21 protein-coding genes and 1 pseudogene are annotated in these 22,737 nt (G+C 62.0%); 4 read left to right on the top strand and 18 right to left on the bottom strand.

Annotated features, from left to right (window positions below; all coding sequences use genetic code 11):
- Positions 1 to 4: 4 nt before the first annotated feature.
- From pcaF to OHD58_RS26305, 11 genes and pseudogenes are all read right to left on the bottom strand, one after another.
- Positions 5 to 1,207: a 3-oxoadipyl-CoA thiolase gene (gene pcaF / locus OHD58_RS26355; protein ID WP_263806598.1), complete on the bottom strand. Its 1,203-nt coding sequence runs from the start codon at positions 1,205 to 1,207 to the stop codon at positions 5 to 7.
- Complete coding sequence (locus tag OHD58_RS26350; RefSeq protein ID WP_263806597.1) at positions 1,200 to 3,179, bottom strand: 3-hydroxyacyl-CoA dehydrogenase NAD-binding domain-containing protein; 1,980 nt, start codon at positions 3,177 to 3,179, stop codon at positions 1,200 to 1,202. The genes pcaF and OHD58_RS26350 overlap by 8 nt, the downstream gene beginning before the upstream one ends.
- A gap of 10 nt (positions 3,180 to 3,189) precedes the next feature.
- The gene (locus OHD58_RS26345; protein WP_263806620.1) at positions 3,190 to 3,627 is read right to left on the bottom strand and encodes a RidA family protein; all 438 of its coding nucleotides are present in this window, start codon (positions 3,625 to 3,627) and stop codon (positions 3,190 to 3,192) included.
- A 10-nt stretch (positions 3,628 to 3,637) separates the two neighbouring features.
- Positions 3,638 to 4,866, bottom strand: a pseudogene (locus OHD58_RS26340) (acyl-CoA dehydrogenase).
- A gap of 11 nt (positions 4,867 to 4,877) precedes the next feature.
- Positions 4,878 to 6,053 carry an acyl-CoA dehydrogenase family protein gene (locus OHD58_RS26335; RefSeq protein ID WP_263806619.1) on the bottom strand — a complete coding sequence of 392 codons (1,176 nt, stop codon included), beginning with the start codon at positions 6,051 to 6,053 and terminating at the stop codon, positions 4,878 to 4,880.
- Positions 6,054 to 6,070: 17 nt separating this feature from the next.
- A complete protein-coding gene (locus OHD58_RS26330; protein ID WP_263806596.1) occupies positions 6,071 to 6,913 on the bottom strand; it encodes an enoyl-CoA hydratase family protein in 843 nt (280 codons plus the stop codon).
- 68 nt (positions 6,914 to 6,981) lie between these two features.
- Positions 6,982 to 7,395: a cupin domain-containing protein gene (locus tag OHD58_RS26325; protein ID WP_263806595.1), complete on the bottom strand. Its 414-nt coding sequence runs from the start codon at positions 7,393 to 7,395 to the stop codon at positions 6,982 to 6,984.
- An 18-nt stretch (positions 7,396 to 7,413) separates the two neighbouring features.
- Positions 7,414 to 8,190 (bottom strand): SDR family NAD(P)-dependent oxidoreductase, encoded by a 777-nt coding sequence (locus OHD58_RS26320; protein WP_263806594.1) that lies wholly within the window; start codon positions 8,188 to 8,190, stop codon positions 7,414 to 7,416.
- Positions 8,187 to 10,520, bottom strand: a complete 2,334-nt coding sequence (locus tag OHD58_RS26315) for a bifunctional salicylyl-CoA 5-hydroxylase/oxidoreductase (protein WP_263806593.1) — start codon at positions 10,518 to 10,520, stop codon at positions 8,187 to 8,189. The genes OHD58_RS26320 and OHD58_RS26315 overlap by 4 nt, the downstream gene beginning before the upstream one ends.
- Before the next feature lie 170 nt (positions 10,521 to 10,690).
- Positions 10,691 to 11,152: a MarR family winged helix-turn-helix transcriptional regulator gene (locus OHD58_RS26310; protein ID WP_263806618.1), complete on the bottom strand. Its 462-nt coding sequence runs from the start codon at positions 11,150 to 11,152 to the stop codon at positions 10,691 to 10,693.
- Positions 11,153 to 11,317: 165 nt separating this feature from the next.
- Positions 11,318 to 12,946 carry an AMP-binding protein gene (locus tag OHD58_RS26305; RefSeq protein ID WP_263806592.1) on the bottom strand — a complete coding sequence of 543 codons (1,629 nt, stop codon included), beginning with the start codon at positions 12,944 to 12,946 and terminating at the stop codon, positions 11,318 to 11,320.
- 329 nt (positions 12,947 to 13,275) lie between these two features.
- Between OHD58_RS26305 and OHD58_RS26300 the strand changes: the two genes are divergently transcribed.
- From OHD58_RS26300 to OHD58_RS26285, 4 genes are all read left to right on the top strand, one after another.
- Complete coding sequence (locus tag OHD58_RS26300) at positions 13,276 to 14,118, top strand: alpha/beta hydrolase (RefSeq protein ID WP_412177297.1); 843 nt, start codon at positions 13,276 to 13,278, stop codon at positions 14,116 to 14,118.
- A 265-nt stretch (positions 14,119 to 14,383) separates the two neighbouring features.
- On the top strand, positions 14,384 to 14,728 hold the full coding sequence (locus OHD58_RS26295; protein ID WP_263806591.1) for a DMT family transporter: 345 nt from the start codon (positions 14,384 to 14,386) through the stop codon (positions 14,726 to 14,728).
- Positions 14,729 to 14,730: 2 nt separating this feature from the next.
- Positions 14,731 to 15,291, top strand: a complete 561-nt coding sequence (locus tag OHD58_RS26290; protein ID WP_263806590.1) for a TetR/AcrR family transcriptional regulator — start codon at positions 14,731 to 14,733, stop codon at positions 15,289 to 15,291.
- Positions 15,292 to 15,504: 213 nt separating this feature from the next.
- Positions 15,505 to 16,224 carry a response regulator transcription factor gene (locus OHD58_RS26285; RefSeq protein WP_006204345.1) on the top strand — a complete coding sequence of 240 codons (720 nt, stop codon included), beginning with the start codon at positions 15,505 to 15,507 and terminating at the stop codon, positions 16,222 to 16,224.
- A 39-nt stretch (positions 16,225 to 16,263) separates the two neighbouring features.
- Here OHD58_RS26285 and OHD58_RS26280 read toward each other — a convergent pair whose 3' ends face one another.
- From OHD58_RS26280 to OHD58_RS26250, 7 genes are all read right to left on the bottom strand, one after another.
- Positions 16,264 to 17,268, bottom strand: coding sequence for an ABC transporter ATP-binding protein (locus tag OHD58_RS26280; protein WP_263806616.1), 1,005 nt, complete (start codon positions 17,266 to 17,268; stop codon positions 16,264 to 16,266).
- 65 nt (positions 17,269 to 17,333) lie between these two features.
- Complete coding sequence (locus OHD58_RS26275) at positions 17,334 to 18,146, bottom strand: ABC transporter permease (RefSeq protein WP_006204343.1); 813 nt, start codon at positions 18,144 to 18,146, stop codon at positions 17,334 to 17,336.
- Positions 18,147 to 18,158: 12 nt separating this feature from the next.
- The gene (locus tag OHD58_RS26270; RefSeq protein WP_263806589.1) at positions 18,159 to 18,995 is read right to left on the bottom strand and encodes an ABC transporter permease; all 837 of its coding nucleotides are present in this window, start codon (positions 18,993 to 18,995) and stop codon (positions 18,159 to 18,161) included.
- A 60-nt stretch (positions 18,996 to 19,055) separates the two neighbouring features.
- The gene (locus OHD58_RS26265; RefSeq protein WP_263806588.1) at positions 19,056 to 20,204 is read right to left on the bottom strand and encodes an ABC transporter substrate-binding protein; all 1,149 of its coding nucleotides are present in this window, start codon (positions 20,202 to 20,204) and stop codon (positions 19,056 to 19,058) included.
- Between the two features lie 174 nt (positions 20,205 to 20,378).
- Positions 20,379 to 21,137, bottom strand: a complete 759-nt coding sequence (locus tag OHD58_RS26260) for an SDR family NAD(P)-dependent oxidoreductase (RefSeq protein ID WP_006204340.1) — start codon at positions 21,135 to 21,137, stop codon at positions 20,379 to 20,381.
- 66 nt (positions 21,138 to 21,203) lie between these two features.
- The gene (locus OHD58_RS26255; protein ID WP_006204339.1) at positions 21,204 to 22,211 is read right to left on the bottom strand and encodes an MBL fold metallo-hydrolase; all 1,008 of its coding nucleotides are present in this window, start codon (positions 22,209 to 22,211) and stop codon (positions 21,204 to 21,206) included.
- 57 nt (positions 22,212 to 22,268) lie between these two features.
- Positions 22,269 to 22,715 carry a cupin domain-containing protein gene (locus OHD58_RS26250; RefSeq protein ID WP_006204338.1) on the bottom strand — a complete coding sequence of 149 codons (447 nt, stop codon included), beginning with the start codon at positions 22,713 to 22,715 and terminating at the stop codon, positions 22,269 to 22,271.
- Positions 22,716 to 22,737 lie beyond the last annotated feature (22 nt).

Below are 22,737 nucleotides of genomic sequence, written 5' to 3'. Positions count from 1 at the left end.
GCTGCTACAAACGTTCGAGCGCCAACGCGATGCCTTGACCTACGCCAACGCACATTGTCGCGAGCGCGCGCCTGGCGCTGCGCTCCTTCAGTTCGAGCGCCGCGGTCCCGGTGATGCGCGCGCCCGACATTCCAAGCGGATGCCCCAGGGCGATCGCTCCACCGTTAGGATTGACGCGGGACGGGTCATTTAGGCCGAGTTCGCGCAACACGGCAATCGCCTGTGAGGCGAAAGCCTCGTTGAGCTCGATCACATCGAAATCAGTCGGCTCGAGGCCGAGCCGTGCGCAAAGTCTGCGGGTCGCTGGCACAGGCCCCATGCCCATGACGCGTGGCTCGACGCCGGCTGTTGCGGCACCCAACACCCGGGCGATCGGCGTCAGGCCATGCCTTTTCGCCGCCGCTTCCGAAGCGACGATCAGCGCGGCCGCACCGTCGTTGACGCCGGAGGCGTTGCCGGCCGTGACCGTGCCGCTCTGGCGGAACGGTGCCGGCAGCTTCGCCAGCGCCTCGACAGTCGAGCCGCCGCGTGGGTGCTCGTCTCGGTCAACAACCACGGGATCGCCCCTGCGCTGCGGGATCATCACGGCGACGATTTCCTTCGCCAGCCGGCCATTGTCCTGCGCCGTGACGGCCCTTGCCTGGCTGCGCGCGGCAAAGGCGTCCTGGTCTTGCCGGGAAACCTTGAAGTCTTCGGCCACATTTTCCGCCGTCTCCGGCATGGATTCGATCCCGTATTGCTTTTCCATGAGGGGGTTTGCGAAACGCCATCCGATGGTGGTGTCGTAAATCTCGGCCTTGCGTGAGAAGGCGGCATCGGCCTTCGGCATAACGAAGGGCGCGCGGCTCATCGATTCGACCCCGCCGGCGATCATCAGTTCCGCCTCGCCGGCCTTGATTGCGCGGGCGGCGGCAATGACGGCATCCATGCCCGAACCGCACAGCCGATTGATGGTGGTCCCGGACACCTGGACTGGAAGTCCGGCCAGAAGCAGCGCGATGCGCGCGACATTGCGATTGTCCTCGCCCGCCTGATTGGCGCAGCCAAAGATTACGTCGTCGATCTCAGCCCAGTCCATTGAGGCATTGCGCTGTATCAGCGCCTTCAGTGGGATCGCGGCAAGATCGTCCGCGCGCACTGCCGACAGGACACCACCGAACCGGCCGATCGGCGTGCGGACATAGTCGCAGATGAAGGCTTCAGGCATGGCTGTCCCTTTTGAGCCGGGCCTGAAACATCGGGCCGCCCTTGTGGGCGGGGAAGCCATAGCCGTTGATCATGACGAGGTCGATGTCGCCGGCACTCCCGGCGATGCCCTCCGATAGCAACACGCTCCCTTCGTCCGCCATCGAGCGGAGCAGGTGCGCCACGATCTCGTCGGCGGAGAACTGGCGCGGCACGATCCCCTTCGCCTTCCGCGCCGTCTCGATGAGGGCCGTGACCTGCGGATCGACCGTCTTCTCGCCCGACGAATAGGTGTACCAGCCGCAGCCGGTCTTGCGGCCGAGGCGGCCCGCCTCGCACAGCTGGTCGGCGATCTCGACATAGCGTTCGTTCGGGTTGCGCGTGGCCGCCTGCCGCTTGCGCCGCGCCCAGGCGATCTCCAGTCCGGCCATATCGTTGACGGCGAAGATGCCCATCGGAAAGCCCCAGGCTTCCAGTGCGGCGTCGATCTCTTCCGGCATGGCGCCGTCCTCAACCATGAATTCGGCTTCGCGGCGATAGGCGGAAAAGATACGATTGCCGATGAAGCCTTCTGCCGCGCTGCATACAACAGGCAGCTTGCCGAGCCGCTTGGCGAAGGCGAGGGCTGTGGCAAGCACGTCCAGCCGGGTCGCCGCGCAATCGATAACTTCGACGAGGCGCATGACATTTGCAGGCGAGAAGAAATGCAGCCCGACGATCCGCTCGGGATGGATGGTCGCCGCGGCGAGTTCATCGGGATTCAAATAGCTGGTGTTGGTGGCCAGAATCGCGTCGGGCCGGACGACGCCGTCGAGCCGCTGGAGCAGGTCGGTCTTGATCGCAAGATTGTCGAACACCGCCTCGATCGCCAAGTCGACCCCGGAGAGCGCCGTCAAGTCGGCGGTGGTGGCGAGCCGTTGCAGGCAGGCCTTGCGCGCGTCCGGCGTGAGGCGGCCCGACTGCGCCGCCTTGCCAAGGAGGCCGACAATGCATGTGCGGCCCTTTTGCGCGTCATCGTCCGTTTGCTCGACGCCGATCACGCAATAGCCCGCCGTAAGGGCCGAGACGGCGATGCCCGAACCCATCAGGCCGAGCCCGACGATGCCGACCGTGACGACGGGGCGCGGACTGATGCCCTCCAGTTTCGCTACCTTGCCGGCTTGCCGTTCCGCGAAGAAGACGTGGCGCAAGGCGGCCGCCTCGTCGGAATCACGCAGCCGCAGGAATGTCGTGCGTTCGTCCGCGAGGCCTTTCTCGAGGCTGGTGAGGGCAGCAGCCCTGACCAGCCTGACGGCTTCGGCCGGCGCGACCTGCCCGCGTGCCTTGGCCAGTACTTTGCTAGCCATGGCCTCAGTCTCGGCTTCGTCCGCCGGCACGACGGCCAACTCGCCAGTACGCCTCAGCGGCGCGTTCGCCATGCCATGCGCCAATGTGACGGCTTCCGCGACCGCGTCGTCGGCCAAGGCGTCGATGAGACCGAATCTCTTCGCCTCATCGGCTTTGACGCTGCGACCGCTGCCGATCATCTCCACTGCGTGGGCAGTCCCGACGAGACGCGGCAGCCGCTGTGTGCCTCCCGCGCCAGGCACAATGCCGAGCTTGACCTCGGGCAGGCCGAAGATCGCCGCCGCGCTTGCGACCCGGCCATGACAGGCGAGTGCAATCTCGGCACCGCCACCGAGTGCCGCGCCGTTAATGGCTGCGACGACCGGCTTGTCGGATTGCTCGATTCGTTGTGTCACATCCGGCAAAATGGGTGCCACCGGGGGTGTTGCGAATTCACGAATGTCTGCGCCGCCCACGAACACTCTGCCGGCTCCCGTGATGACGACGCCGGCCGCACCTTCCAGGCTTACAGCATGGTCGAGGGCCCGGCAGAGGCCTTCCCTGACATCGGTGGACAGAGCATTGACGGGCGGATTGTCGATCGTGACAACAAGGACACCGTCGCGGATGCTGCCGTATACGCTCCCGGAAAACCGTGTGACGTCCATCGGCCGAGCCTTATTCCGGCACGACGGCGGTCGCCTGGATTTCGATCCTGGCGCGATCCTCAACCAGCGCCAAGACCTGCATGGCCGCCATTGCCGGGAAATGCCGGCCGATGATCTCGCGATACGCTTGGCCGATAGCGCCCAGATTTTCGACGTATTCCTTCTTGTCGATGAAATACCAGGTCATGGAGGTGATGTGATGCGGCACGGCGCCGCCGGATTTCAGCACGGCGACGATGTTCAGAAGCGTTTGGCGTACCTGATCCACAAAATCGTCGGTCTCGAACTGGCAGCGCTCGTTCCAGCCGATCTGCCCGCCCACGAAGATCGTGCGGCCACGCGCCGCGATCCCGTTGGCATAGCCGACGGGCTGTTCCCATCCTATGGGCTGCAGGACGCGATGGGGCGAGGCAGTTGCTGCGGCTTTGCTGTTCGGTGTGGCGGTCATTAGAGATCCATTAGTTTGAAAAGGCGGCGATGCCGGTAATGGCACGGCCGATGACCAGCGCGTGAATGTCATGCGTACCTTCATAGGTGTTCACGACCTCCAGGTTGACCAGATGGCGGGCGACGGGGAACTCGTCCGAGATACCATTACCTCCCAGCATGCCGCGGGCAGTGCGGGCTATGTCGAGCGCCTTGCCGCATGAATTGCGCTTGACGATGGACGTCAGTTCGGTTGCCGGGTGCCCTTCCTCCTTGAGCCGGCCAAGCCTCAGGCAGGTCTGCAGGCCAAGCGCGATTTCCGTTATCATGTCGGCCAGCTTCTTCTGAATGAGCTGGTTGGCCGCGAGCGGACGACCGAACTGGTGGCGGTCGAATAGCAAGACTCGGCGGCACCCACGCGCCCCGGGCAATGCCGAAGTGGACAGAGTTCAGGCAGGTGAAAGGTCCCTTCAGGCCTGCAACATCCGGCAGCATGTTTTCGGCCGGAACGAACACGTCGTCCGTGACGATCTGGCCGGTTATGGAGGCGCGCAGGCCGACCTTGCCGAGTATGGCGGGGGCGGAGGGGCCCTTCCAGCCCTTCTCCAGTACGAAGCCCCGGATAACGCCTTCGTCGGTCTTGGCCCAGACGACGAAGACATCGGCGATCGGCGAATTGGAGATCCATGTCTTCGAACGCGTCCTTCTGCATGATGCCAATGGCGTTGCAGACCAGGGGTTCGTGCCAATCACCATCGACACCGGAAAGGAGAAATCCGCCTTCCGCCTTGCGTGCCCGGGTCGCCATCGAACCGGGTTCCGAGCCGTGGTCGGGTTCGGTCAGGCCGAAGCAGCCGATCTGGGTGCCCGCGGTCAGGCCGGGCAGGTATCTGCGCTTCCGCTCATCGCTGCCGAAGGTGTGGATCGGAACGATGACCAGCGAGGACTGCACGCTCATCATCGAGCGGTAGCCGGAATCGATGTGCTCGATCTCGCGTACGATCAGCCCGTAGGAAACATAGTTCCGGCCCGCGCCGCCATACTTCTCGGAGACGGTCGGTCCGAGCAGGCCTAGCTCGCCCATTTCGACGAAGATCGACGGGTCCGTTTTCTCGTGCCGGAAAGCGTCCTGCACGCGTGGCAGCAATTTGTCCAGTGCGTAGGCCCGCGCCGTATCGCGCACCATGCGCTCTTCCTCGCTCAGTTGCCCATCGAGGTTGAACGGGTCCTGCCAGTCGAAATGCGCTTTCGCAGCATGCATATGTCAGTCTCCTATCTGGTCGAAGCCTTCATCAGCTCGCGGCCGATGATCAGCTTCTGCACCTCGGTGGCGCCCTCGTAGATGCGCAGGGCGCGGATTTCCCGGTAAAGTCGCTCGGTGATCTCGCCGACCTGCACGCCGCGCCCGCCGAACAGTTGCAGTGCCTGATCGATAACCCATTGCGCGTTTTCGGTGGCGGTCAACTTTGCCATGGCAGCCTCGCGGGTGGTCGGCAGCTTCTGCACGTCGCGTCGCCAGGCGGTGCGCAGCGTCAGCAATGAGGCGGCGTCGATGGCCGTCGCCATCTCGCCCAGCGTGCTCTGCGCTGTCGGCAGGTCTGCCAGTGTCGCTCCGAACATGTTCCGCGACCTTGCATGGGAAACGGCCTCGTCCAATGCGCGGCGCGCAAAGCCGAGCGCCGCGGCCGCGACGGAGGGACGGAAGATGTCCAGCGTGCGCATAGCGATCTTGAAGCCTTCGCCAGGCGCGCCGAGCAGGTGGGAAGCGGGCACACGCAGCCCTTCGAAGCGGATGCGCGCCAGCGGATGTGGCGCGATGGTCTCGATCCGTTCCGCGATCGTGAACCCCGGCGTGCCGGCGAAGACGACGAAGGCGGAGATGCCGCGCGTGCCTGCCGCCTCGCCCGTGCGCGCGAACACGCTGTACACGTCCGCGATGCCGCCATTCGAGATGAATATCTTCTCGCCGTCGATGACGTATTCGCCCCCGTCACGCCGAGCAATGGTCGACATGGAGGCGACATCCGATCCGGCCTCCGGCTCGGTCAATGCGAATGCGGAGATCAGTTCGCCCTTCGCGATCTTCGGCAGGATGCGCGCCTTGATTTCGTCCGACCCCTCGAGGCTGACGGCCCCCGTGCCCAGGCCTTGCATGGCAAACGCGAAGTCCGCCAGCCCGTCAGCGTAAGCCAGCGTCTCACGGATGATGCAAAGCGCGCGGCTGTCGATCTCTTCCGACGCCCCGCCATAAGCACAAGGAACGCAATGGCGCAGGATGCCTGCGGCGCCGAGCTTTCTGACCAGGGCCTTGCAGGCCGCGTCCGCGTCGTTGTGGTCGATCGCGCCCAGGCCGCCGGCGGCGATGAAGGCGTCGAGTTCAGCCGCCAGCGCGCGGTGTTCGCCGCCCAGGAACGGCCAGTCAAGATGGTCTCGGGTCGGACCGCGCATGGCGGGGGCAACCACGGTCAGTTTCCCTCGAAGACAGGTTTCGCTTTGGCGGCAAAGGCCTCGAAAGCGCGGCGGAAATCGCCGGTCGCCATGCAAATCGCCTGTGCTTGCGATTCCGATTCAATGATCTCCTCGAGACCCATCGACCATTCTTGTTCAAGCATCTTCTTGGTCATCGAGTGCGCGAACCAGGGGCCGTCCGCGAGATTGCGGGCGAAACGCTGCGCTTCGCCCAGCAGGGCGCCCCGGTCGTGCAGGGTGTTGTAGAACCCCCAGGCGTATCCTTCGGCCGCCGTCATGGCCCGGCCGGTGAAGAGCAGCTCCGCCGCGCGGCCCTGTCCGATGATACGCGGGAGCATGCCGCAGGCGCCCATGTCGGCTCCGGCCAGCCCGACGCGGGTGAACAGGAAGGCGGTCTTCGCCTCGGGCGTCGCAAGGCGGCAGTCCGCCGCCATTGCCAGGATGGCGCCGGCGCCGGCGCAGATGCCATCCACCGCCGCGATGACCGGCTGCGGGCAGGCGCGAATCTGGCGCACCAGGTCGCCGGTCATGCGCGTGAAGGCGAGCAGGTCGGGCATCTGCATCGTGGTCAGCGGCTCGATAATGTCGAAGACATCGCCGCCAGACGAGAAATTGTTCTCCGCGCCCGTCAGCACCACGGCCCGCACATCGCTGGCGCGGTGCAGCGCGCGGAACAGGTCGCCCAGTTCCTCGTAGCTGTCGAAGGTGAGCGGGTTCTTCTTCTGCGGCCGGTCGAGCGTTATCGTGGCGACGCGTCCATCCTCGTCCGTTTCGAACCGGAAATGAGTGGCCCTGTGGCCCTTGAAAGGACGCTTCTTGTCCTGCATGGCGTTGGTCATCGATCGTCCTCCTTCTCGTAACAACGACCACCACTGGACAGGCGGTAACCGCTTGCGCTGTCCTGCCGTCAGTCGTTCGCCGACGGCGGCAGGAACTCCACCTCGTGCAGATTGTCGAAGAGACCCTTCAGCTTTCCGGTAGGCGAGACCCAGAACAGCGCGCGCGCCGGCTTGTCAGACTTGTTGAAATAGCCGTGCGGAATGCCGCGCGGCATGTGCACCAGATCGCGGGCCTTGGCCTTGGACCATTGGCCGTCGAGCTTCAGGTCCAACTCGCCCTCCTGCACGAGTATGAACTCGTCCTGCGTCGGATTGACATGCGCCGACACGAACTGGCCGGGATCGCTGTTGGTCTCGAATGCAAATGTGGATTCGCTGATAGCCTTGGCGAAGTATTGCTGGCCGAGGATGTTCCATTCCGTGCCATCGAAGCCCTCGCCGTCTCTGGTGATGCCCTTCTTCAGTGCGGTCGCGTCGGTCATCGTCGTTTCCTCACTGCTTCAACCAACCATGATCTCGCCGCCGGCGACCGGTATCGCCTGGCCGGTGATCGACGTAGCCTCCTGCGAAGCGAGCCACAGGACGGTATGGGCGACTTGCTGCGGCGTCACCAACCTGCCCTGCGGGTTGCTGCGGGCGAGCGTCGCGCGCGCGTCTTCAGCTGAACGGCCCGTCTTGCCGGTTATGGTCTCGACCGCGCCGTCGAGCAGCGGGGTGTCGGTGAAGCCGGGGCATACGGCGTTGACGGTGACGTCGGTGCGCGCCAGTTCAAGCGCCAGCGCCCGCGTCAGCCCGACGACGCCATGCTTGGAGGCGCAATAGGCCGTTACATAAGCGTATCCCGTCAGCCCAGCCGTGCTGGCGACGTTGACGATGCGACCCTTGCCGGCGCGTTTGAGCGAGGGAAGCGCCGCCTGGGTTACCAGATAGGTGCCGGTGAGGTTGATGCCGATCACCCGGTTCCAGGTTTCGAGCCCGGTCTTCTCGAACGGCGCGGATGGCGCTTCGCCGGCACAGTTGACCAGCACGGCGATGTCGCCGAGGCGACCGACCGCTTCGGCAATGCCGGCCTCGACCGAGGCCTGATCGGTGACGTCGAAGCCGGCCACGACGAAGGCTTCACCACCGGCGGCGGAAACCTCGTCGCCCACGGCTTCCAACGGCGCCGCCCGGCGGCCGGCGAGGCTGACACGATGGCCTTTGGCGGCAAGCGCCAGCGCGACGGCCTTGCCGATGCCGCTGCCGGCGCCGGTGACAAGGGCGTGGCGCACCGTCATGCCTTGCCCGCCGGCGCCGGCGCAGGGCTCGCGCCGCGCGCCAGATTGTTCACATATTGCGCGCGCGCCGAATGATACTGTTTTGGCCAACTCTGCTCGGCATAGCCGATCTTGGCCGCCTCATGCATGACGAAGGACGGGTCGGCGAGATGCGGGCGGGCGACGGCACAGAGGTCGGCGCGCCCCGCGGCGATGATCGAATTGGCGTGGTCGGCCTCCGAGATTGCGCCGACGGCAATCGTCGGCACCTGGATCTCGTTGCGGATCTTGTCGGAGAAGGGCGTCTGGAACAGACGGCCGTAGACCGGTTTTTCCTCCTTCACTACCTGGCCCGACGAGCAGTCGATCAGGTCGGCGCCGGCCTCCTTGAACATCCTGGCGAAGATCGCTGCGTCCTCCGGCATGTTGCCGCCTTCGAACCAGTCGTGGGTGGAAAGGCGCACCGAGATCGGCCGGTCGTGTGGCCAAACGGCCCGCACGGCACGGAAAACCTCGAGCGGGAACCGCGCGCGATTCTCGTGGCTGCCGCCGTATTCGTCCTCGCGCAGATTGGTCAGCGGCGACAGGAAGCTCGACAGCAGGTAGCCGTGCGCGGCATGAAGTTCGAGAATGTCGAAACCGATGTCGGCGGCGCGCTTCGTCGCGGCCACGAAGTCGGCCAGCACGCGGTCCATATCGTCCCGCGTCATGGCGCGCGGCACGTCCGAATGCTTGAGATAGGGCAGGGCAGAGGCCGAGATCAGCGGCCAGCCGCCGTCCTCGACCGGCTGGTCGATGCCCTCCCAGGCAACTTTCGTTGCTCCCTTGCGGCCCGCATGACCGATCTGAATCCCGATTCTCGCAGGCGTCTCGCGATGGACGAAATCGACGAGCCGCCGGAAGGCCTGGGCCTGTTCGTCGTTCCAGAGGCCGAGGCAACCCGGCGTGATGCGGGCGTCGGGCGACACGCAGGTCATTTCCGGAAAGACCAGCGCCGCGCCGCCCATGGCGCGCGCGCCGAGATGGACGAGATGGAAGTCGTCGGGCAAGCCGTCGGTGGCCGAATACATCGCCATTGGTGAGACGACGATGCGGTTCTTCAGCGTCAGGCCGCTGATCGTGAAAGGCGTGAACATCGGCGGCGGCACCGATCCGTTCGGCCCAGGATCGACACCGGCGCGCACGGCGAACCAGCGCTCGTAGCCTTCCAGCCAGTCCTTGTCGCGCAGGCGCAGATTCTCGTGGCTGATGCGCTGCGAGCGGGTCAGCATCGAATACATGAACTGTTCCGGCTCGAGCTGGTCGGCATAGCGGGTGCCGACCACCTCGAACCACTCCATCGCGTTGCGCGCCGCGTTCTGAATGCGGGCGACGTCGACGCGGCGGATCTCCTCGTAGGCGTCGAGCACGGACGGGATCTTCTTCGCATCATGTCCGACGATGTCGAACTGGCGGGTCAGCTCGATGGCATCGTCTATGGCGAGCTTGGTGCCCGAGCCGATGGCGAAATGCGCCGTGTGTGCGCTGTCGCCCATCAGGACGACGTGGTTCGTGCCATTGAAATGGCTCCATTTCTCACAAATCAGGCGGCCGAAATTCAGCCAGGCGGAGCCGCGCAGATGGCGGGCATTGGTCATCAAGCTGTGGCCGTCGAGCGTCTCGGCGAACAGCTTCTCGCAAAAGGCGATCGACTGGTCCTGATCCATCTTGTCGAGGCCATGCGCGCGGAAAACCTCGTCCGTCGTTTCCACGATGAAGGTCGAGGTGGTCGCATCGAACCGATAGATATGGGCCTGGAACCAGCCATGCTCGGTGGGACGAAAATCAAAGGTGAAGGCGTCAAAGCGCTTGTCGGTGCCAAGCCAGATATAGCGGTTCGGCCGCATCTGCATGTCGGGCTTGAATTCATCTGCATATTTCAGCCGTAAGCGGGAGTTCACCCCGTCCGACGCGATGATGAGATCGGCGTCGCGAAATTCTCCGTCGTCGAGCACGTCTCGCTCGAAGACGAATTCGACGCCAAGTTCAAGACAGCGTTCCTGCAAGATGTTGAGCATGTTCTTGCGGCCGATGCCCACAAAACCGTGGCCGGTGGTTCTGATCTTGCGGCCCTTGAAGACGAGCTCAATGTCGTCCCAGTGGTTGAAGGCATCTTCTATGCTGGCGGCCGTCTGCAGGTCCCACTGACGCATCGATTCGAGGGTGGCGTCGGAGAACACCACGCCCCAGCCGAACGTGTCGAATGGCCGGTTGCGCTCGACCACCGTGATGTGGTGCAGGGGCTGCTGTTTCTTCATCAGCAACGCGAAGTAAAGACCGGCCGGGCCGCCGCCGATGCAGACGATGCGCATACTGTCCTCCCACGCGTTTCGCCGACCGACCGCGAGTCGCTCTGCTCTTCCCGTCACCATGAACTGGCTCGGAAAAAACTTCAAGCTTAAAATAATTTTCGGTAGCAACCGATGCTATGAGAAGCCTGTGAAGGCAGGTTCGGCCTTGCGGATCGGCTGAAGGAAACCCGTCAATCCCGGGCGAGGGCGGTGACGACCGAGCGCTTGAGCTTGCCCAGCCTGTCGAACAGGATCTCGCCATCCCGCGCTGTAATGACGTCGAACAGCTCGGCGATCCAATCCGCGTGCGCGGTCGCCATCTTCTCGAATTCTGCGCGGCCGAAGGACGTCAGGGCGATGATCTGCACCCGCCTGTCGGCCGGTGAAACGGTGCGGGTGACGTGGCCGCTTTCGACAAGCCGTTCGACCAGCGCGGTTATGTTGCCGGGCGACACCATCATACGCTTGGAGAGCTCGCCCAGGACCATGCCGGCCTTGGCCCGCTCCAGCTGCGCCATCAGGTCGAACCGCGGCAGCGTGCAGTCGAACTGCTCGCGAAGGCGGCGCCGGATCTCGCTTTCGATGAGCGTCGAGCATGTCAGCAACCTGAGCCACAGGCGCAGATCCTGGCCATGGTCGGCAGGGGATTCCATCACTTTCGTCTCGCCATCAACCCAGTCCGGCGAGATCGTCTTGACTACATTGTCGTGGTTCACGTCGGCAATCGTTCCAGCATCCGGCGGTAGCGCATGATGCGCCTTGTAAGCTTGCCCTGCCGTCTTGAACAGGGCCTTCACCGGTTTGGCGCGTCCGAGGTTCTATTTGTTGCAGTCGGCGTCCCGCAGCCGAAAGCGCTGGATCTTGCCGGTCTGGGTCTTGGGCAGCGCGGCGATGAATTTGACCGAGCGCGGATATTTGTAGGGCGCGATCGTTGCCTTGACGTGATCCTGCAGGCGCTTGGTGGTCAACGCATCGGGCGCCACGCCTTGCACAAGCACGACATGCGCCTCGACGATCTGGCCGCGCTCGCCATCCTCGGCGCCGATGACCGCGCATTCGGCGACATCGGGATGCGACAGCAGTGCTGCCTCGACCTCCGGTCCGGCAATGTTGTAGCCGGCGCTGACGATCATGTCGTCGGAACGCGCGGCGAAATGGAAGAAACCGTCCTCGTCCTGGGTGAACGTGTCGCCGGTGAGGTTCCAGCCGTCGCGCACATACTCCCTCTGCCTGTCGTCGGCCATGTAGCGGCAGCCGGTCGGGCCGCGCACCGCCAGCCGTCCGGTCTCGCCACGCGCCAGCTCGCGCATCTCATCGTCGACGATGCGCGCTTCGTAGCCGCCGACTGGTTTGCCTGTGGAAGCAGGCTTCATGTCGCTAAAACGGTTGGAGATGAAGATGTGCAGCATTTCGGTGGCGCCGATGCCGTCTAGGATCGGCTTGCCGGTCTTTTGCGTCCATTCCTCGAAAACCGGAGCGGGCAAGGTTTCGCCGGCCGAGACGGCGACGCGCAGCGACGACAGGTCGGCCCCTTCATCCATGGCCTTCAGCATGGCGCGGTAGGCGGTCGGCGCGGTGAAGGAGATCGTCGCTTTGTAGGTCTCGATGATGTGGATCATGTTGGGCGGCGTCGCCTGTTCCAGCAGCGTTGCCGCCGCACCGAAGCGCAGCGGGAAGATGGCGAGCCCGCCAAGGCCGAAGGTGAAAGCGAGCGGCGGCGAGCCGACGAAGATGTCGTCCGGCGTCACCTGGAGGATTTCGCGGGCATAGGCGTCGGCGATGATCAGCAGGTCGCGGTGGAAATGCATCGTCGCCTTCGGCACGCCTGTCGTGCCCGAGGTGAAGCCGAGCAGCGCGACATCGTCGCGGCCGGTGTCGACGGCGCTGAACGTCACCGGCTTGTCGAGAGCGGCACGATCGAGTTCGGCATCATGGTTGGCGGTGCCATCGAAACCGATGACCTGCTTGAGGAACGCGCTGTCCTTGGCGCAGGCGGTCATCTCGTCCATCAGCCTGGTGTCGCAGAGCGCGACGGTGATCTCCGCCTTGTCGACGATCTTGCCGAGTTCGCCGGCGCGCAGCATCGGCATGGTGTTGACGACCACGGCGCCGACCTTGGTGGCGGCCAGCCAGCAGGCGACCATAGCGGGGTTGTTGGCCGAGCGGATCAGCACCCGGTTGCCCGGCTTGACGCCGTAATTCTCGACCAGCGCGTGGGCCAGCCTGTTCGTCCAGTCGGACAGTTCCTTGTAGGTGCGGCGGCGACCGTTGCCGATCAGCGCGGTGTGGTCGCCGAGGCCTTTCTCGACCAGCCGGTCGGTCAGTTCGACGCCGGCGTTGAGGCGTTCGGGATAGTCGAAGCCGTCGAGCAGGAAATCCGGCCATTGCTCCGGCGGCGGCAGATGATCGCGCGTGAACGTGTCGATATGCGCTGAAGGCCCAAGCATATTTCCCCCCGACTTGATAGCCGGCCAATCGGCAAATTCGCGGCCATTGGCCTCTCTGCCTCATTGCCCGTGAAAGGCGGGCAATGGCCGCCGACAAAGGCTCCCACGAACCGAAAATTATTTCAAGCCTAAAGTTTTTTTGCCTTGCTATTGACGCGCACGGGTGGCTCCGGTCATTGCTATTTCCGGCAGCGCTTTTTCCTTTTCGAAGGCGTACGAACCTGAAATGCACACTCTACGAGCAGTTGCAGCATCCCTCGACCGCGCCATAGCGCGCTTTCTGGCCGGCTCGAAGCAAAAGGCCAAAACGGCAACAAGTCAGTTTTCATTTGGAGGCGAAAAGCGTGCCTTTGCATAGAATAGTGGACTGGGACAATGCCTACGCCAACGGTCCCAACATCGCCGGGGGCGAGAGATGGCCAGATCTGTGGATCGAGCCGGCGGAGCGTTTCCGCGCGCGCATGAAAGCTCAAGGGCGTGCAAGGCTTGATCAACGCTATGGCCAAAGGCCGCGCAATCTCTTCGATCTGTTTCTTCCCGAAGGCACTCCGAAAGGTCTCGTGGTTTTTGTTCATGGAGGCTTCTGGTTACGGCTGGACAAGAGCTTCTGGTCGCATCTTGCCACCGGGCCACTCGCACATGGCCATGCAGTGGCCATGCCTTCCTATACGCTGTGCCCCGAAATCCGCATCGCGGGCATCGTTCGCGAAGTTGCCGCGGCTATTGGCACGGCGGCCGCCATGGTGGAGGGACCGATGCGCCTTACAGGCCATTCCGCCGGCGGCCACCTTGTTACGCGCATGATCACATCGGACGTCCTTTTGCCGCCATCGGTGCAGGACAGGGTGGTGAATACAGTCTCGATCTCAGGTGTCCACGATCTTCGGCCGTTGATGCGCACCGTCATGAACAAGCAACTGAGGATAGATGAGACTGAGGCGAACGTCGAAAGTCCCGTATTGCTGCGGCCCATTGAAGGCGCAAGACTGACGTGCTGGGTAGGCGGCGCGGAGCGCGCTGAGTTTCGGCGCCAGAATGCACTATTGGGCAATGTCTGGGCGGGGCTGGGTGCCGCTACTGATGCTGTCGAGGAGCCTGATCGGCATCATTTCGATGTGATTGACGGTTTGGTCGACCGCAACCACCCGCTCACCCGCACTTTGGTGGAATGAGCCGACCTATATCTTGACAATCCGGCCTGCAATAGCCACTACGCCATCCACTTCCAGACAGCAGTTGCTGCGGCACGCCGGCATGCAGGCCCTATCGGGGTTAATTCTCGGGAGTCACGTTACCGAACAGGAACGCCGAGGAAATAGCTGAGGATCGGCCGAAAGTGCTCTTTTGTGAGGGCGCCGGTTGCCATTGAGCACGAGGCATGATCTATAAGATACCGGCTGGATGGTATCTTATAGTATTTGTCTTTTCGGTGTACCCATGACCTCCTCGTTCCTTGCCTACGGCTCGCTCGCCATTGCTATCGTCTGCGAGGTCACTGGTTCAGCCTTTCTACAAAAGTCAGAACAGTTCAGCCGTATCGGGCCTGTCCTTGCGATGACGATCCTTTACGGGATTTCGTTCTTCTTCCTCTCCCAAGCCCTCAAAGGCATACCGCTCGGGGTGGCTTACGCCATTTGGGGCGGCCTCGGCATCGTTTTGACAGCTTTCGTCAGTGTGACGGTCTTCCGCCAGGCAATCGACGTGGCGGCACTGGTGGGTATCGCCATGATTGTGAGCGGCGTGGTCGTGATGCAGGTATTCTCCCGCACGACCGTGCACTGACGATGTCGCAAGGTCATCTTCGCAAGAAGCAGCCGGAGCTGGTTCGCAGGAAACTTCTCGACTGCGCCGAGAAGTTCGCAGTGGATTTGGGCCTTGCAGGTATAACTTTGCAAGCGGTGTCCGAGGCGGCGGGAGTCACGAAAGGCGGCCTGTTGCATCATTTCCAGTCGAAGCAGATCCTCGTTGAAGGCATGTTCGAAAACATCCTCAAACGTCTTGACGCGGAACTCGACCATGCCATCGCGAGGGATCCCGAGCGTTGGGGAAGTTTCACACGCGCCTATCTCGACACTGTGTTCGTCGGGCATGAGTTCGGTCTCAAGGGGCCATGGGCAGCCCTGTCGGTATCGATGATTGCCGAGCCGGGCCTGCGACGCATCTGGGCTGATTGGCTCGACGCACGGCTGCGGCGGCATCGCGAAACTGACAGTGACCCCGTCCTTGAGATCGTCCGTCTCGCGGCGGACGGAGCGTGGCTCGGCCTTGCCATGCGTGATGATGGAGCCGTAGCCGCGGACGTCGTAGACCTGAGAGCCAGGCTGCTCTCCCTTACGAGGAAGTAACCGCCGCCCCATTGACCTGGCGATACGGTGCGGCCGTGTCGCAGACGCAACCGCCCCGAAGCGCAGTTGCGGCAGCCGACTATCGATGTCGGTGGCACTGTTTCTTCTCATGCGGTAGGTTGTCTACCCATTGCTGTACTCATATGAACCCAGGATAACGTGACGCTGTCTCCGAACGAATTGGACTGTTCCCTGCGCCTAGGCCAATCGCTCATGCGAGTGGCCGAGAGCAAGACGGTCGACACGCTGGGTGAAGAGGCAAGCAGGTTTATCGCCGATTATGTCGGATCCCTCGCTATATCTATCTATGCCCTGGACGGGGCCACGCCAAAGCTCCTGTTTTCGAAAGAAGTGCCCGAAGGGCTGCACGTTGAATATCGTGACAGCAAGACGAAGGACCTGCTGCTCGAATACGTCGCGACCAGCGGTATGCCGGTGCATGATCAAATGATGAAGGGGCGGCCGGGCTGGATTGACCAGGGCAACTTGGCCTTTCTGCGTCGCTGGGGGTTTGGGCATTGCATGGCCGGCGCAATCAAGGTGGACGGAAAGATTGCGGCCGTCATCTATATCGGTCGATCGGAAATCTATGGGTCGTACTCGTTGGAGGCACGCGCCGCGATGGATCTGGTTTGCCGTGCCAGCAGTCATGCGTACGCGGCGCTCGACATCAAAGCACCAATGGCCGAACCACCCTCGCCACCCCCTGCCGAACCGGCCAATGATAGATCGGAATTCCAGAATGTTGAGGTCTTGCCACCACGTGGACGGCAGGTTGCCAGGCTGATCTGCCAGGGCCGGTCGAACAAGGAAATCGCACGTTCGCTCGGAATTTCCGCCCACACAGTGAAGGAACATCTCGGGACGCTGTACAAGAAGTTTTCGGTTTCAAACAGGACCGAGCTTGTTGGCGTCTTGATGAAGGCGTCTTGAACAGTCCTCCCGCCGCTCCCATTGGTGCATACTGCCTATTCACGTCGCGATCATCCGCACCTCCGCTCCGGACCAAGTCGCTTTGACACGATCTCCGACAGCGATCCGGAAGCCACCAAGCGCGCTGACCTCCGCGCGTAGCGGTTCGCTAAGACCGTCAACCTTCACCTCGCAAGAAAAGCCGGTGCCGCGGTAGGCCACATCGGTGACCAGCCCCGGCAACCCCGGTCCATCCGATGTGATGGCCTCGAAGTGTATGGCGGTGGGCCGAAGGATCATGACGGCGGACGTGGATGTACAGTCATGAAGGTTACCGACATTGACCTCATGGCTGGCCACCCGAGCCAATCCCGGCGCTTGCGGTAGCAGGTCGACCCGCAAGATGTTGGCATCTCCGACAAATCGCGCCGCATATTCGGAGATTGGTGCCCGATAGATCTCGTCTGGAGGGGCGATCTGTTCGATTCCGCCCTGGCGGAACAGCGCGATCCGATCCGACATCGCCATCGCCTCACGCTGGTCGTGAGTGACGAAGACGATCGTGGCACCGTAGTCGCGGTGAATCCGTCGCAATTCGCATTCCATCTGAAGGCGGATTTTGATGTCGAGTGCCGAGAACGGTTCGTCCAACAGGAGAAGTTGCGGTTCGTTCACGAGCGCCCTGGCGACCGCGACACGCTGCATCTGTCCGCCGGACAATTCATGCGATCGCCGCCTCGCGAGCGCGCCAAGATCAACGATCTCAAGCATGCTCATGACGCGTCGTTTGATTTCGGGCTCCGACAGCTTGGCGATGCGCAGCCCAAATGCGACGTTCTCAAACACGTTCAAATGGGGAAATAGCGTCGGTCGCTGGAAGACCAGATTAACTGGGCGACGGTTCGGCGGCGTGGCCGTGACATCGCGCCCGTGCAGCAGCACCTTGCCTTCAGTCGGGACCAGGAAGCCAGCGATGATGCGCAGCATTGTCGACTTGCCGCACCCGGATGGACCGAGAAAAGACAGGAATTCGCCCTGATGCAATGTTAGCGATACGTCCCTCACAGCCTGGAACGCACCGAACGAATGGCTAACGGATCGGACTTCGAGGCGCGGATTGGTAGTCTGGTTCACGTTGTTATGTTCTCCTTGCCATTTACACCGATCGCAGCCCGCTCACGTTGAAGCCACATCATCATCAGTCCCACAATCCACAGCAGCAAGCTTGCCCCGATGAGGAGGGCCGATACGACATTTATCGACGGATCTACGGTGCGGCGAAGCTTGGAAAAAATATACATCGGAAGGGTGCCGTCGTTTCCGATGACGAAGAAGGTGATGATGAACTCATCCAACGACAACATGAAGGCCAACACAGTTGCACCCACCAACGTCGGCCAGATCTGCGGGAGAACGATCTTGAAGAACGCCTGGTAGCGGCTGGCCCCCAGATCAAGCGCCACCTCTTCCAGAGAGGGGTCAAGGCTCTCAAGCGCAACGCTGGTGATCAGATAGAAGAACGGGGCGACAAAGACGATATGGGCTATGATGACAGTCATCAGTGACAGAGGCAGCTGAATGCGAGCAAAAAACAGCAGAAGCGCCACGCCGATGAAAATGCCAGGCAGGGTGATTGGCAACAGGAAGAGCGGAGAAAGGGTATCTCGCCAGCGCGCCGTCGATCGCGACATGCCGTAAGCCGCTGCCGTGAACACAACCAGCGTGATGGCCGCGGTGGCCGAAGCGACATAGAACGAGTTCTTCGTCGCGTTCAGGAAATCCGGCGAGGACAGGACTTCCTCATACCATCGCAATGAGAAGCCCTCGAAGGGAAATGACAATCCACCCGTCGCATGAAATGAAAATAGAACCACGATGAACAGTGGAACGAAAAGGTAGAGCAGGGCGAACACTGTGCTTGCCAGGAGGACCACGTTCTTCATGCTGCCTGCCCTTTAGTTTTCCCAGTGGATTTCTTTGAGGCGTTTGAAGCGGAGCACAACGGTCAACAGACCGAAGGCAAATACATAGACCAGCAGAGTGAGGAATGATCGCGCGGCGCCAACGCCCCAGTTGCCGAGCCCCCTGAAATCGGACTGGATTTGTATGCCGATGAGCTGATCGCCCGGGCTACCAAGAAACTGGGGCGCAACGTAGTCACTCGATGCGAGGATGAAGATCAGCAGGAAAGCGGATCCAATGGGTGCCGCCAGCAGCGGAAACATAACCTTCCACCACCGCTGCGTGGCCGTCGCGCCGAGGTCCTGCGCCGCCTCGAGATAGCGCGGTTCGAGCGGGCGCATCGCCGAATACAAGATAAGCACGACCCAGGGAATGCCGATGTGGACCATTGCCAGCACGATAGCGAGTTTGCTGAACAGCAGCGCCTTAAGTGGCGTATCGATCACGCCAAGTGCCAACAAAGTTGCATTGACTGCACCGTGTTCCCCCAACATCAGCCGCCAGGCGTATATGCGTACAAGATAGCTTGCGAACATCGCGATGACGAAGAGCAGCAAAACGGGAAACTCCCAGCGTCCGGCGCGATATCTGATGTAAGCGGCGACCGGAATGCCGATGAGGACGCAAAGTGTCGCGACGGAGCCGCCGACAATGAGTGAGTTGCGCGCCAGCCGCAGGCTGGCTGACGATGTGACCGCCGCCCTGAAGTTCTCCAGCGTCAGCGGTAGATGAACGGAGAACCGCCCGGCCGTCATAAAGCTGTAGCCGAGCAGGAAAAGGACAGGGACGACGAAAAACACCAACAGGCCAAGGACTGCCGGCAAGGTCATTGCCGTCAGTCTGAACCGGGGCCAAAAGCTTCCAAAACGAGGTATCTGCACTTCGCTAACTTACTTGACCAGAAGCTCTTGGAATTTCGCCACCCATTCGCCCAGCGTGATAAATTCGTCGGATTCGATCGGGGCTTGCAGGAGAACCGGGCGTTTTGCCAGGAATGCATCGACGTCATCGACCGGATAGAGGCTCTTGGCGCGATCGATGAAGGCGGCTGCACCTTTTACCGTCGGGCCAGCGGCCAGTTCCATCGCGGCGGCGGCGTTGACCTTTGGATCGAGCACCTCGTTGATCCACGCATAGGCCGTGTCGGCTTTGTCCGCCCCTTGAGGGATCACATAAGCTTCGACAAAGGTAAAGGTGCCGTCCGTCGGGGTAATGTTGGTGCGCACATTGTTGTTGCCGGCGGCAGCAGCAAAGACATCGATCGCCGCCCAGCCCAGGAAGGAGGCGACCACTTCACCCGAACCGATGAGCGACGCCACGTCGCCATAGCTCGGCGCAATGGTCTTCGACTGGTCGATGAACTGCTTCATGAACGCGGCAATCTCGTCGATCTTGCCCTTCGGGGTTCGGAACGGATCGTGTCCGAGAATATGCGCGGCAAGTGTGAAGTTGGCGCCGGGATCTCCCGGCATGGTAATGCGTCCCTTAAATTTCGGATCAAGCAGATCGGTCCACGCCTTCGGCTCGGAGATGGCCTTGCTGTCGTAAGTGATACCGAAAACCCCAAACGAATGTGGTATCGCGAACAGCTTGCCCTCCGCGTCGGCGATGCCGATCGTACGCGCATTCTGTGTGAAGTAGTTGGCCAGATTTCCATGCCGCGGTATCCGCTCGAGATCGAGCGGCGTCAGCACGTGCCCATTCTTCTCCAATTGGTCACTTGTTGACGTGGTGGTCGACAGCAAGTCGAAGCCGCTGCCGCCGCCACCGGCATAACGGGCGTCGACGTCGTCGATGGAGGCGATATAGCTTGGATTGATCTTGATGCCGTGTTCTTTGGCGAAGGCTCCCATCGCGCCGGGCATCTCCTCGCCCTGCCACCCAAGATAGTCGAGGGTTCCACCGATGTTCTGTGCAAAGGCGGACCGGCCGAGCATGGCGCTGCCCGCGAGGCCAAGTGCCGCCGCGCCCGACGCCTTCAGGAAATCACGCCGATCGAACCGCAATCCCGGTTGAACCGAATGCTGCAACGTCTTCATGTCTGCTCTCCCATTCTGAGGTAATTCCTCTTTGTTTTTTATTCTGCCCGTCCCCGAAAATGTCCATCGGACGCTTCGCCATGGATCGATTCTCGGCAGGACATACCATGCTTTTGCAACTGGACTGCTGCTCCGTATTCTACTCTCCGCGCCACCTTCTTGGTCGTCGCTGTCTCAACCCCAATAGGCCAATCCCGCACAGACATTCAGCGATTGCGCGGTAATGTGGCGGGCGCCGGGGCCCACCAGGAACAGCGCTGCCTGGGATATGTCGGCCGGCTTGAGAAAAGCCTTCATCATGTTGGTGTCCGCCATGGTCATTTGCCAAACCTGATCGAAGGGGACTTTCAGCTCCTCTGCCATCGCTTTGACCGGGTCGCGTGACAACGCGGTGTCGATCCAGCCCGGGCAGATGGCGTTCACCGTGATCCCGTGCGGACCCAATTCAGGGGCAATGCAGCGAGCAAAGGCCAGGAGCCCGGCCTTTGCCGTGGCATAGACGGAAAAACCGGCGTCCGCGGTTTTTGCCGCGGTCGATGAGATGAACAGGATGCGTCCGCCATCGGCATTGGACCGCATCGTCTCGACCGCTACCTTGGTGACGAGGAACGGCGCTTTCTGATTTATCGCAATGGTGCGATCCCAGAGGGCCTCGTCCATATCCTCCAGCGTGGAAATCTCGCCGATCCCAGCATTGTTCACCAGGATGTCCAGACCGCCCATCGCCTTGATCGCCCCTTCGACCATGGGCCTGATGCTTGCGGGCTCGAGGAAGTCGGCTGCGACCGCGTGCGCGTTTGCGCCGAGGTTGCGGACCAATTCGATCGTTGCCTCTGTCTCGCCAAGTGTTCGGCCGTGAATTGCGACCGTGGCTCCTGCCTGGGCGAAGGTCACCGCCATATCCTGGCCCAAGCCCTGGCTGGCGCCGGTCACCAGAGCGCGCTTCCCGGCGAGGGTAGGAGGAATCGGCAAGCGATCTGTCATGGACGCGTTCATGCCTCAGTACAGGATAAGATGATTGATCATCATCTCGACATGGGTCGGGACGCTTTCCTCGAATCCGTAGTAGAGGCCATATTCCGGGCGCAGGTCCTCTTTGACCAGGGCGCTGACGGCAGCAAGATAATTCACCCAGGCACTCATGTACGAATAGGTGGGCACGACAAAATCCGTCGTGGAGAGCCGTTCCATGCGCGCCGCCGTGGCGTTGCGCATCTTGTCGAAATAGTCGAGGTAGAATTTGACGTCGCCGTGGCTGCCCAAATTGCCGTGACCACCATTGACGAAGTCCCAGGTCATCCCCTGCAGTTCGATCATGTTGTCTTCGAAGTTCCGCAAGTTCTCCTGCGGGCCGAAATGGGGGAAGGGCATGCATTCCGGCTCGACCATATCGTCGAACTGCACGATGCCCTCGGTCGGCAGATGGATGATCGCGTTGTCCAGGCAATGGCCGTTGTATTCAGGCGTGCGGATGCGCACCCGCTTGCCCTCGAACAGGAAGTCGCCGTCATGGCCCTCGATGACATTGGTGGGCATCGGTACCTTACGGCCAAAGCGGTCGATCTGCCGCGCGGTGAGCGAGGACGCCCAGATCCGGCTTTCCCTACCGAAGCGCTGTTTGGTCTCGGCTACGATCTCGGGCGTGCCGGCGATGTGATCCATATGGTAGTGGGTGTAGACGATGTCCGTGACCGGCAGGTCGGTCAGTGTGCGCAACCCCTTGAGCGTGTGGGTGGTCGCCACGCCCGATTGGGTGCTCACCAGCAGCACCCCCTTGTCGCCGATCACGGCAACCGCGTTGTAACCTGCGGCGCCGACCAAATAGCCACGATCTGTCAGGCGTTGGATGTAGAACTCCTCGCTCGCCTGGTACTGGATCCAGTTGCGTACTTTCAATCCAGGCGCAATGCACTTGTCGCGCGAGATGTCGGCATAGTCCCACAGATCGCCGATCGGCGGCCGAAACATCTGGCTGTTGTTGGCGTGATTGCTGCAGGTCGAAGACATAAGTGCTCCCATTTACGCACACTAACCGGGCATTTGCGATCGCCGGGCGCCCGACGCTCAGCCGGCTGGCGGCGGGAGAAAGTTGATCTCATGCTGCGCGGCCAAGCGGACCACCTCAGCCGGGTCGCCGACGTTGTGGATTTTGTCAAACAGAGAGAACAGCGCGCCGGTCGGCGAGACCACGAAAAGAGCTTCAGCCTTCTTATCGGACTTGTTGAACAGCCCATGCGGAATGCCCATCGGCAATCGGACCGTATCTCCGTAGCCTGCAACCTGCTCTACTCCGTCGAGCACGGCATGGATCTCGCCTTCGAGAACGATGACCAGCTCGTCCTGGGTGGGATGGATATGCGGCGGCACGAACGTTCCCGGTGGGAATTCGGCATACCAAAGCATCGAAGTCTCGGTCACATGCTTGAGTGTGTAGGTTTGTCCGAGGATGTTCCAGACGCGCCCTTCATAGGCATCCTTCATGCGCGTGATGCCGGCGGGTTCAGGTTTCATGTGGACTTCTCCTCTTCAGGGA

Origin of the sequence: Mesorhizobium sp. ZC-5 (assembly GCF_025753855.1) — a bacterium.
Classification (GTDB): Bacteria; Pseudomonadota; Alphaproteobacteria; order Rhizobiales; family Rhizobiaceae; genus Neomesorhizobium.
The sequence above is the reverse complement of the archived record's forward strand: the minus strand, read 5'-3'. Positions and strand labels throughout refer to the sequence as shown.

Excerpts from the sequence above, each read along its gene's own strand:
- pcaF (WP_263806598.1), bottom strand. The coding sequence starts at position 1,207 with ATGCCTGAAGCCTTCATCTGCGACTATGTCCGCACGCCGATCGGCCGG.
- OHD58_RS26350 (WP_263806597.1), bottom strand. The coding sequence starts at position 3,179 with ATGGACGTCACACGGTTTTCCGGGAGCGTATACGGCAGCATCCGCGAC.
- OHD58_RS26345 (WP_263806620.1), bottom strand. The coding sequence starts at position 3,627 with ATGACCGCCACACCGAACAGCAAAGCCGCAGCAACTGCCTCGCCCCAT.
- OHD58_RS26335 (WP_263806619.1), bottom strand. The coding sequence starts at position 6,053 with ATGCGCGGTCCGACCCGAGACCATCTTGACTGGCCGTTCCTGGGCGGC.
- OHD58_RS26330 (WP_263806596.1), bottom strand. The coding sequence starts at position 6,913 with ATGACCAACGCCATGCAGGACAAGAAGCGTCCTTTCAAGGGCCACAGG.
- OHD58_RS26325 (WP_263806595.1), bottom strand. The coding sequence starts at position 7,395 with ATGACCGACGCGACCGCACTGAAGAAGGGCATCACCAGAGACGGCGAG.
- OHD58_RS26320 (WP_263806594.1), bottom strand. The coding sequence starts at position 8,190 with ATGACGGTGCGCCACGCCCTTGTCACCGGCGCCGGCAGCGGCATCGGC.
- OHD58_RS26315 (WP_263806593.1), bottom strand. The coding sequence starts at position 10,520 with ATGCGCATCGTCTGCATCGGCGGCGGCCCGGCCGGTCTTTACTTCGCG.
- OHD58_RS26310 (WP_263806618.1), bottom strand. The coding sequence starts at position 11,152 with ATGGAATCCCCTGCCGACCATGGCCAGGATCTGCGCCTGTGGCTCAGG.
- OHD58_RS26305 (WP_263806592.1), bottom strand. The coding sequence starts at position 12,946 with ATGCTTGGGCCTTCAGCGCATATCGACACGTTCACGCGCGATCATCTG.
- OHD58_RS26295 (WP_263806591.1), top strand. The coding sequence starts at position 14,384 with ATGACCTCCTCGTTCCTTGCCTACGGCTCGCTCGCCATTGCTATCGTC.
- OHD58_RS26290 (WP_263806590.1), top strand. The coding sequence starts at position 14,731 with ATGTCGCAAGGTCATCTTCGCAAGAAGCAGCCGGAGCTGGTTCGCAGG.
- OHD58_RS26285 (WP_006204345.1), top strand. The coding sequence starts at position 15,505 with ATGCGAGTGGCCGAGAGCAAGACGGTCGACACGCTGGGTGAAGAGGCA.
- OHD58_RS26275 (WP_006204343.1), bottom strand. The coding sequence starts at position 18,146 with ATGAAGAACGTGGTCCTCCTGGCAAGCACAGTGTTCGCCCTGCTCTAC.
- OHD58_RS26270 (WP_263806589.1), bottom strand. The coding sequence starts at position 18,995 with ATGACCTTGCCGGCAGTCCTTGGCCTGTTGGTGTTTTTCGTCGTCCCT.
- OHD58_RS26265 (WP_263806588.1), bottom strand. The coding sequence starts at position 20,204 with ATGAAGACGTTGCAGCATTCGGTTCAACCGGGATTGCGGTTCGATCGG.
- OHD58_RS26255 (WP_006204339.1), bottom strand. The coding sequence starts at position 22,211 with ATGTCTTCGACCTGCAGCAATCACGCCAACAACAGCCAGATGTTTCGG.
- OHD58_RS26250 (WP_006204338.1), bottom strand. The coding sequence starts at position 22,715 with ATGAAACCTGAACCCGCCGGCATCACGCGCATGAAGGATGCCTATGAA.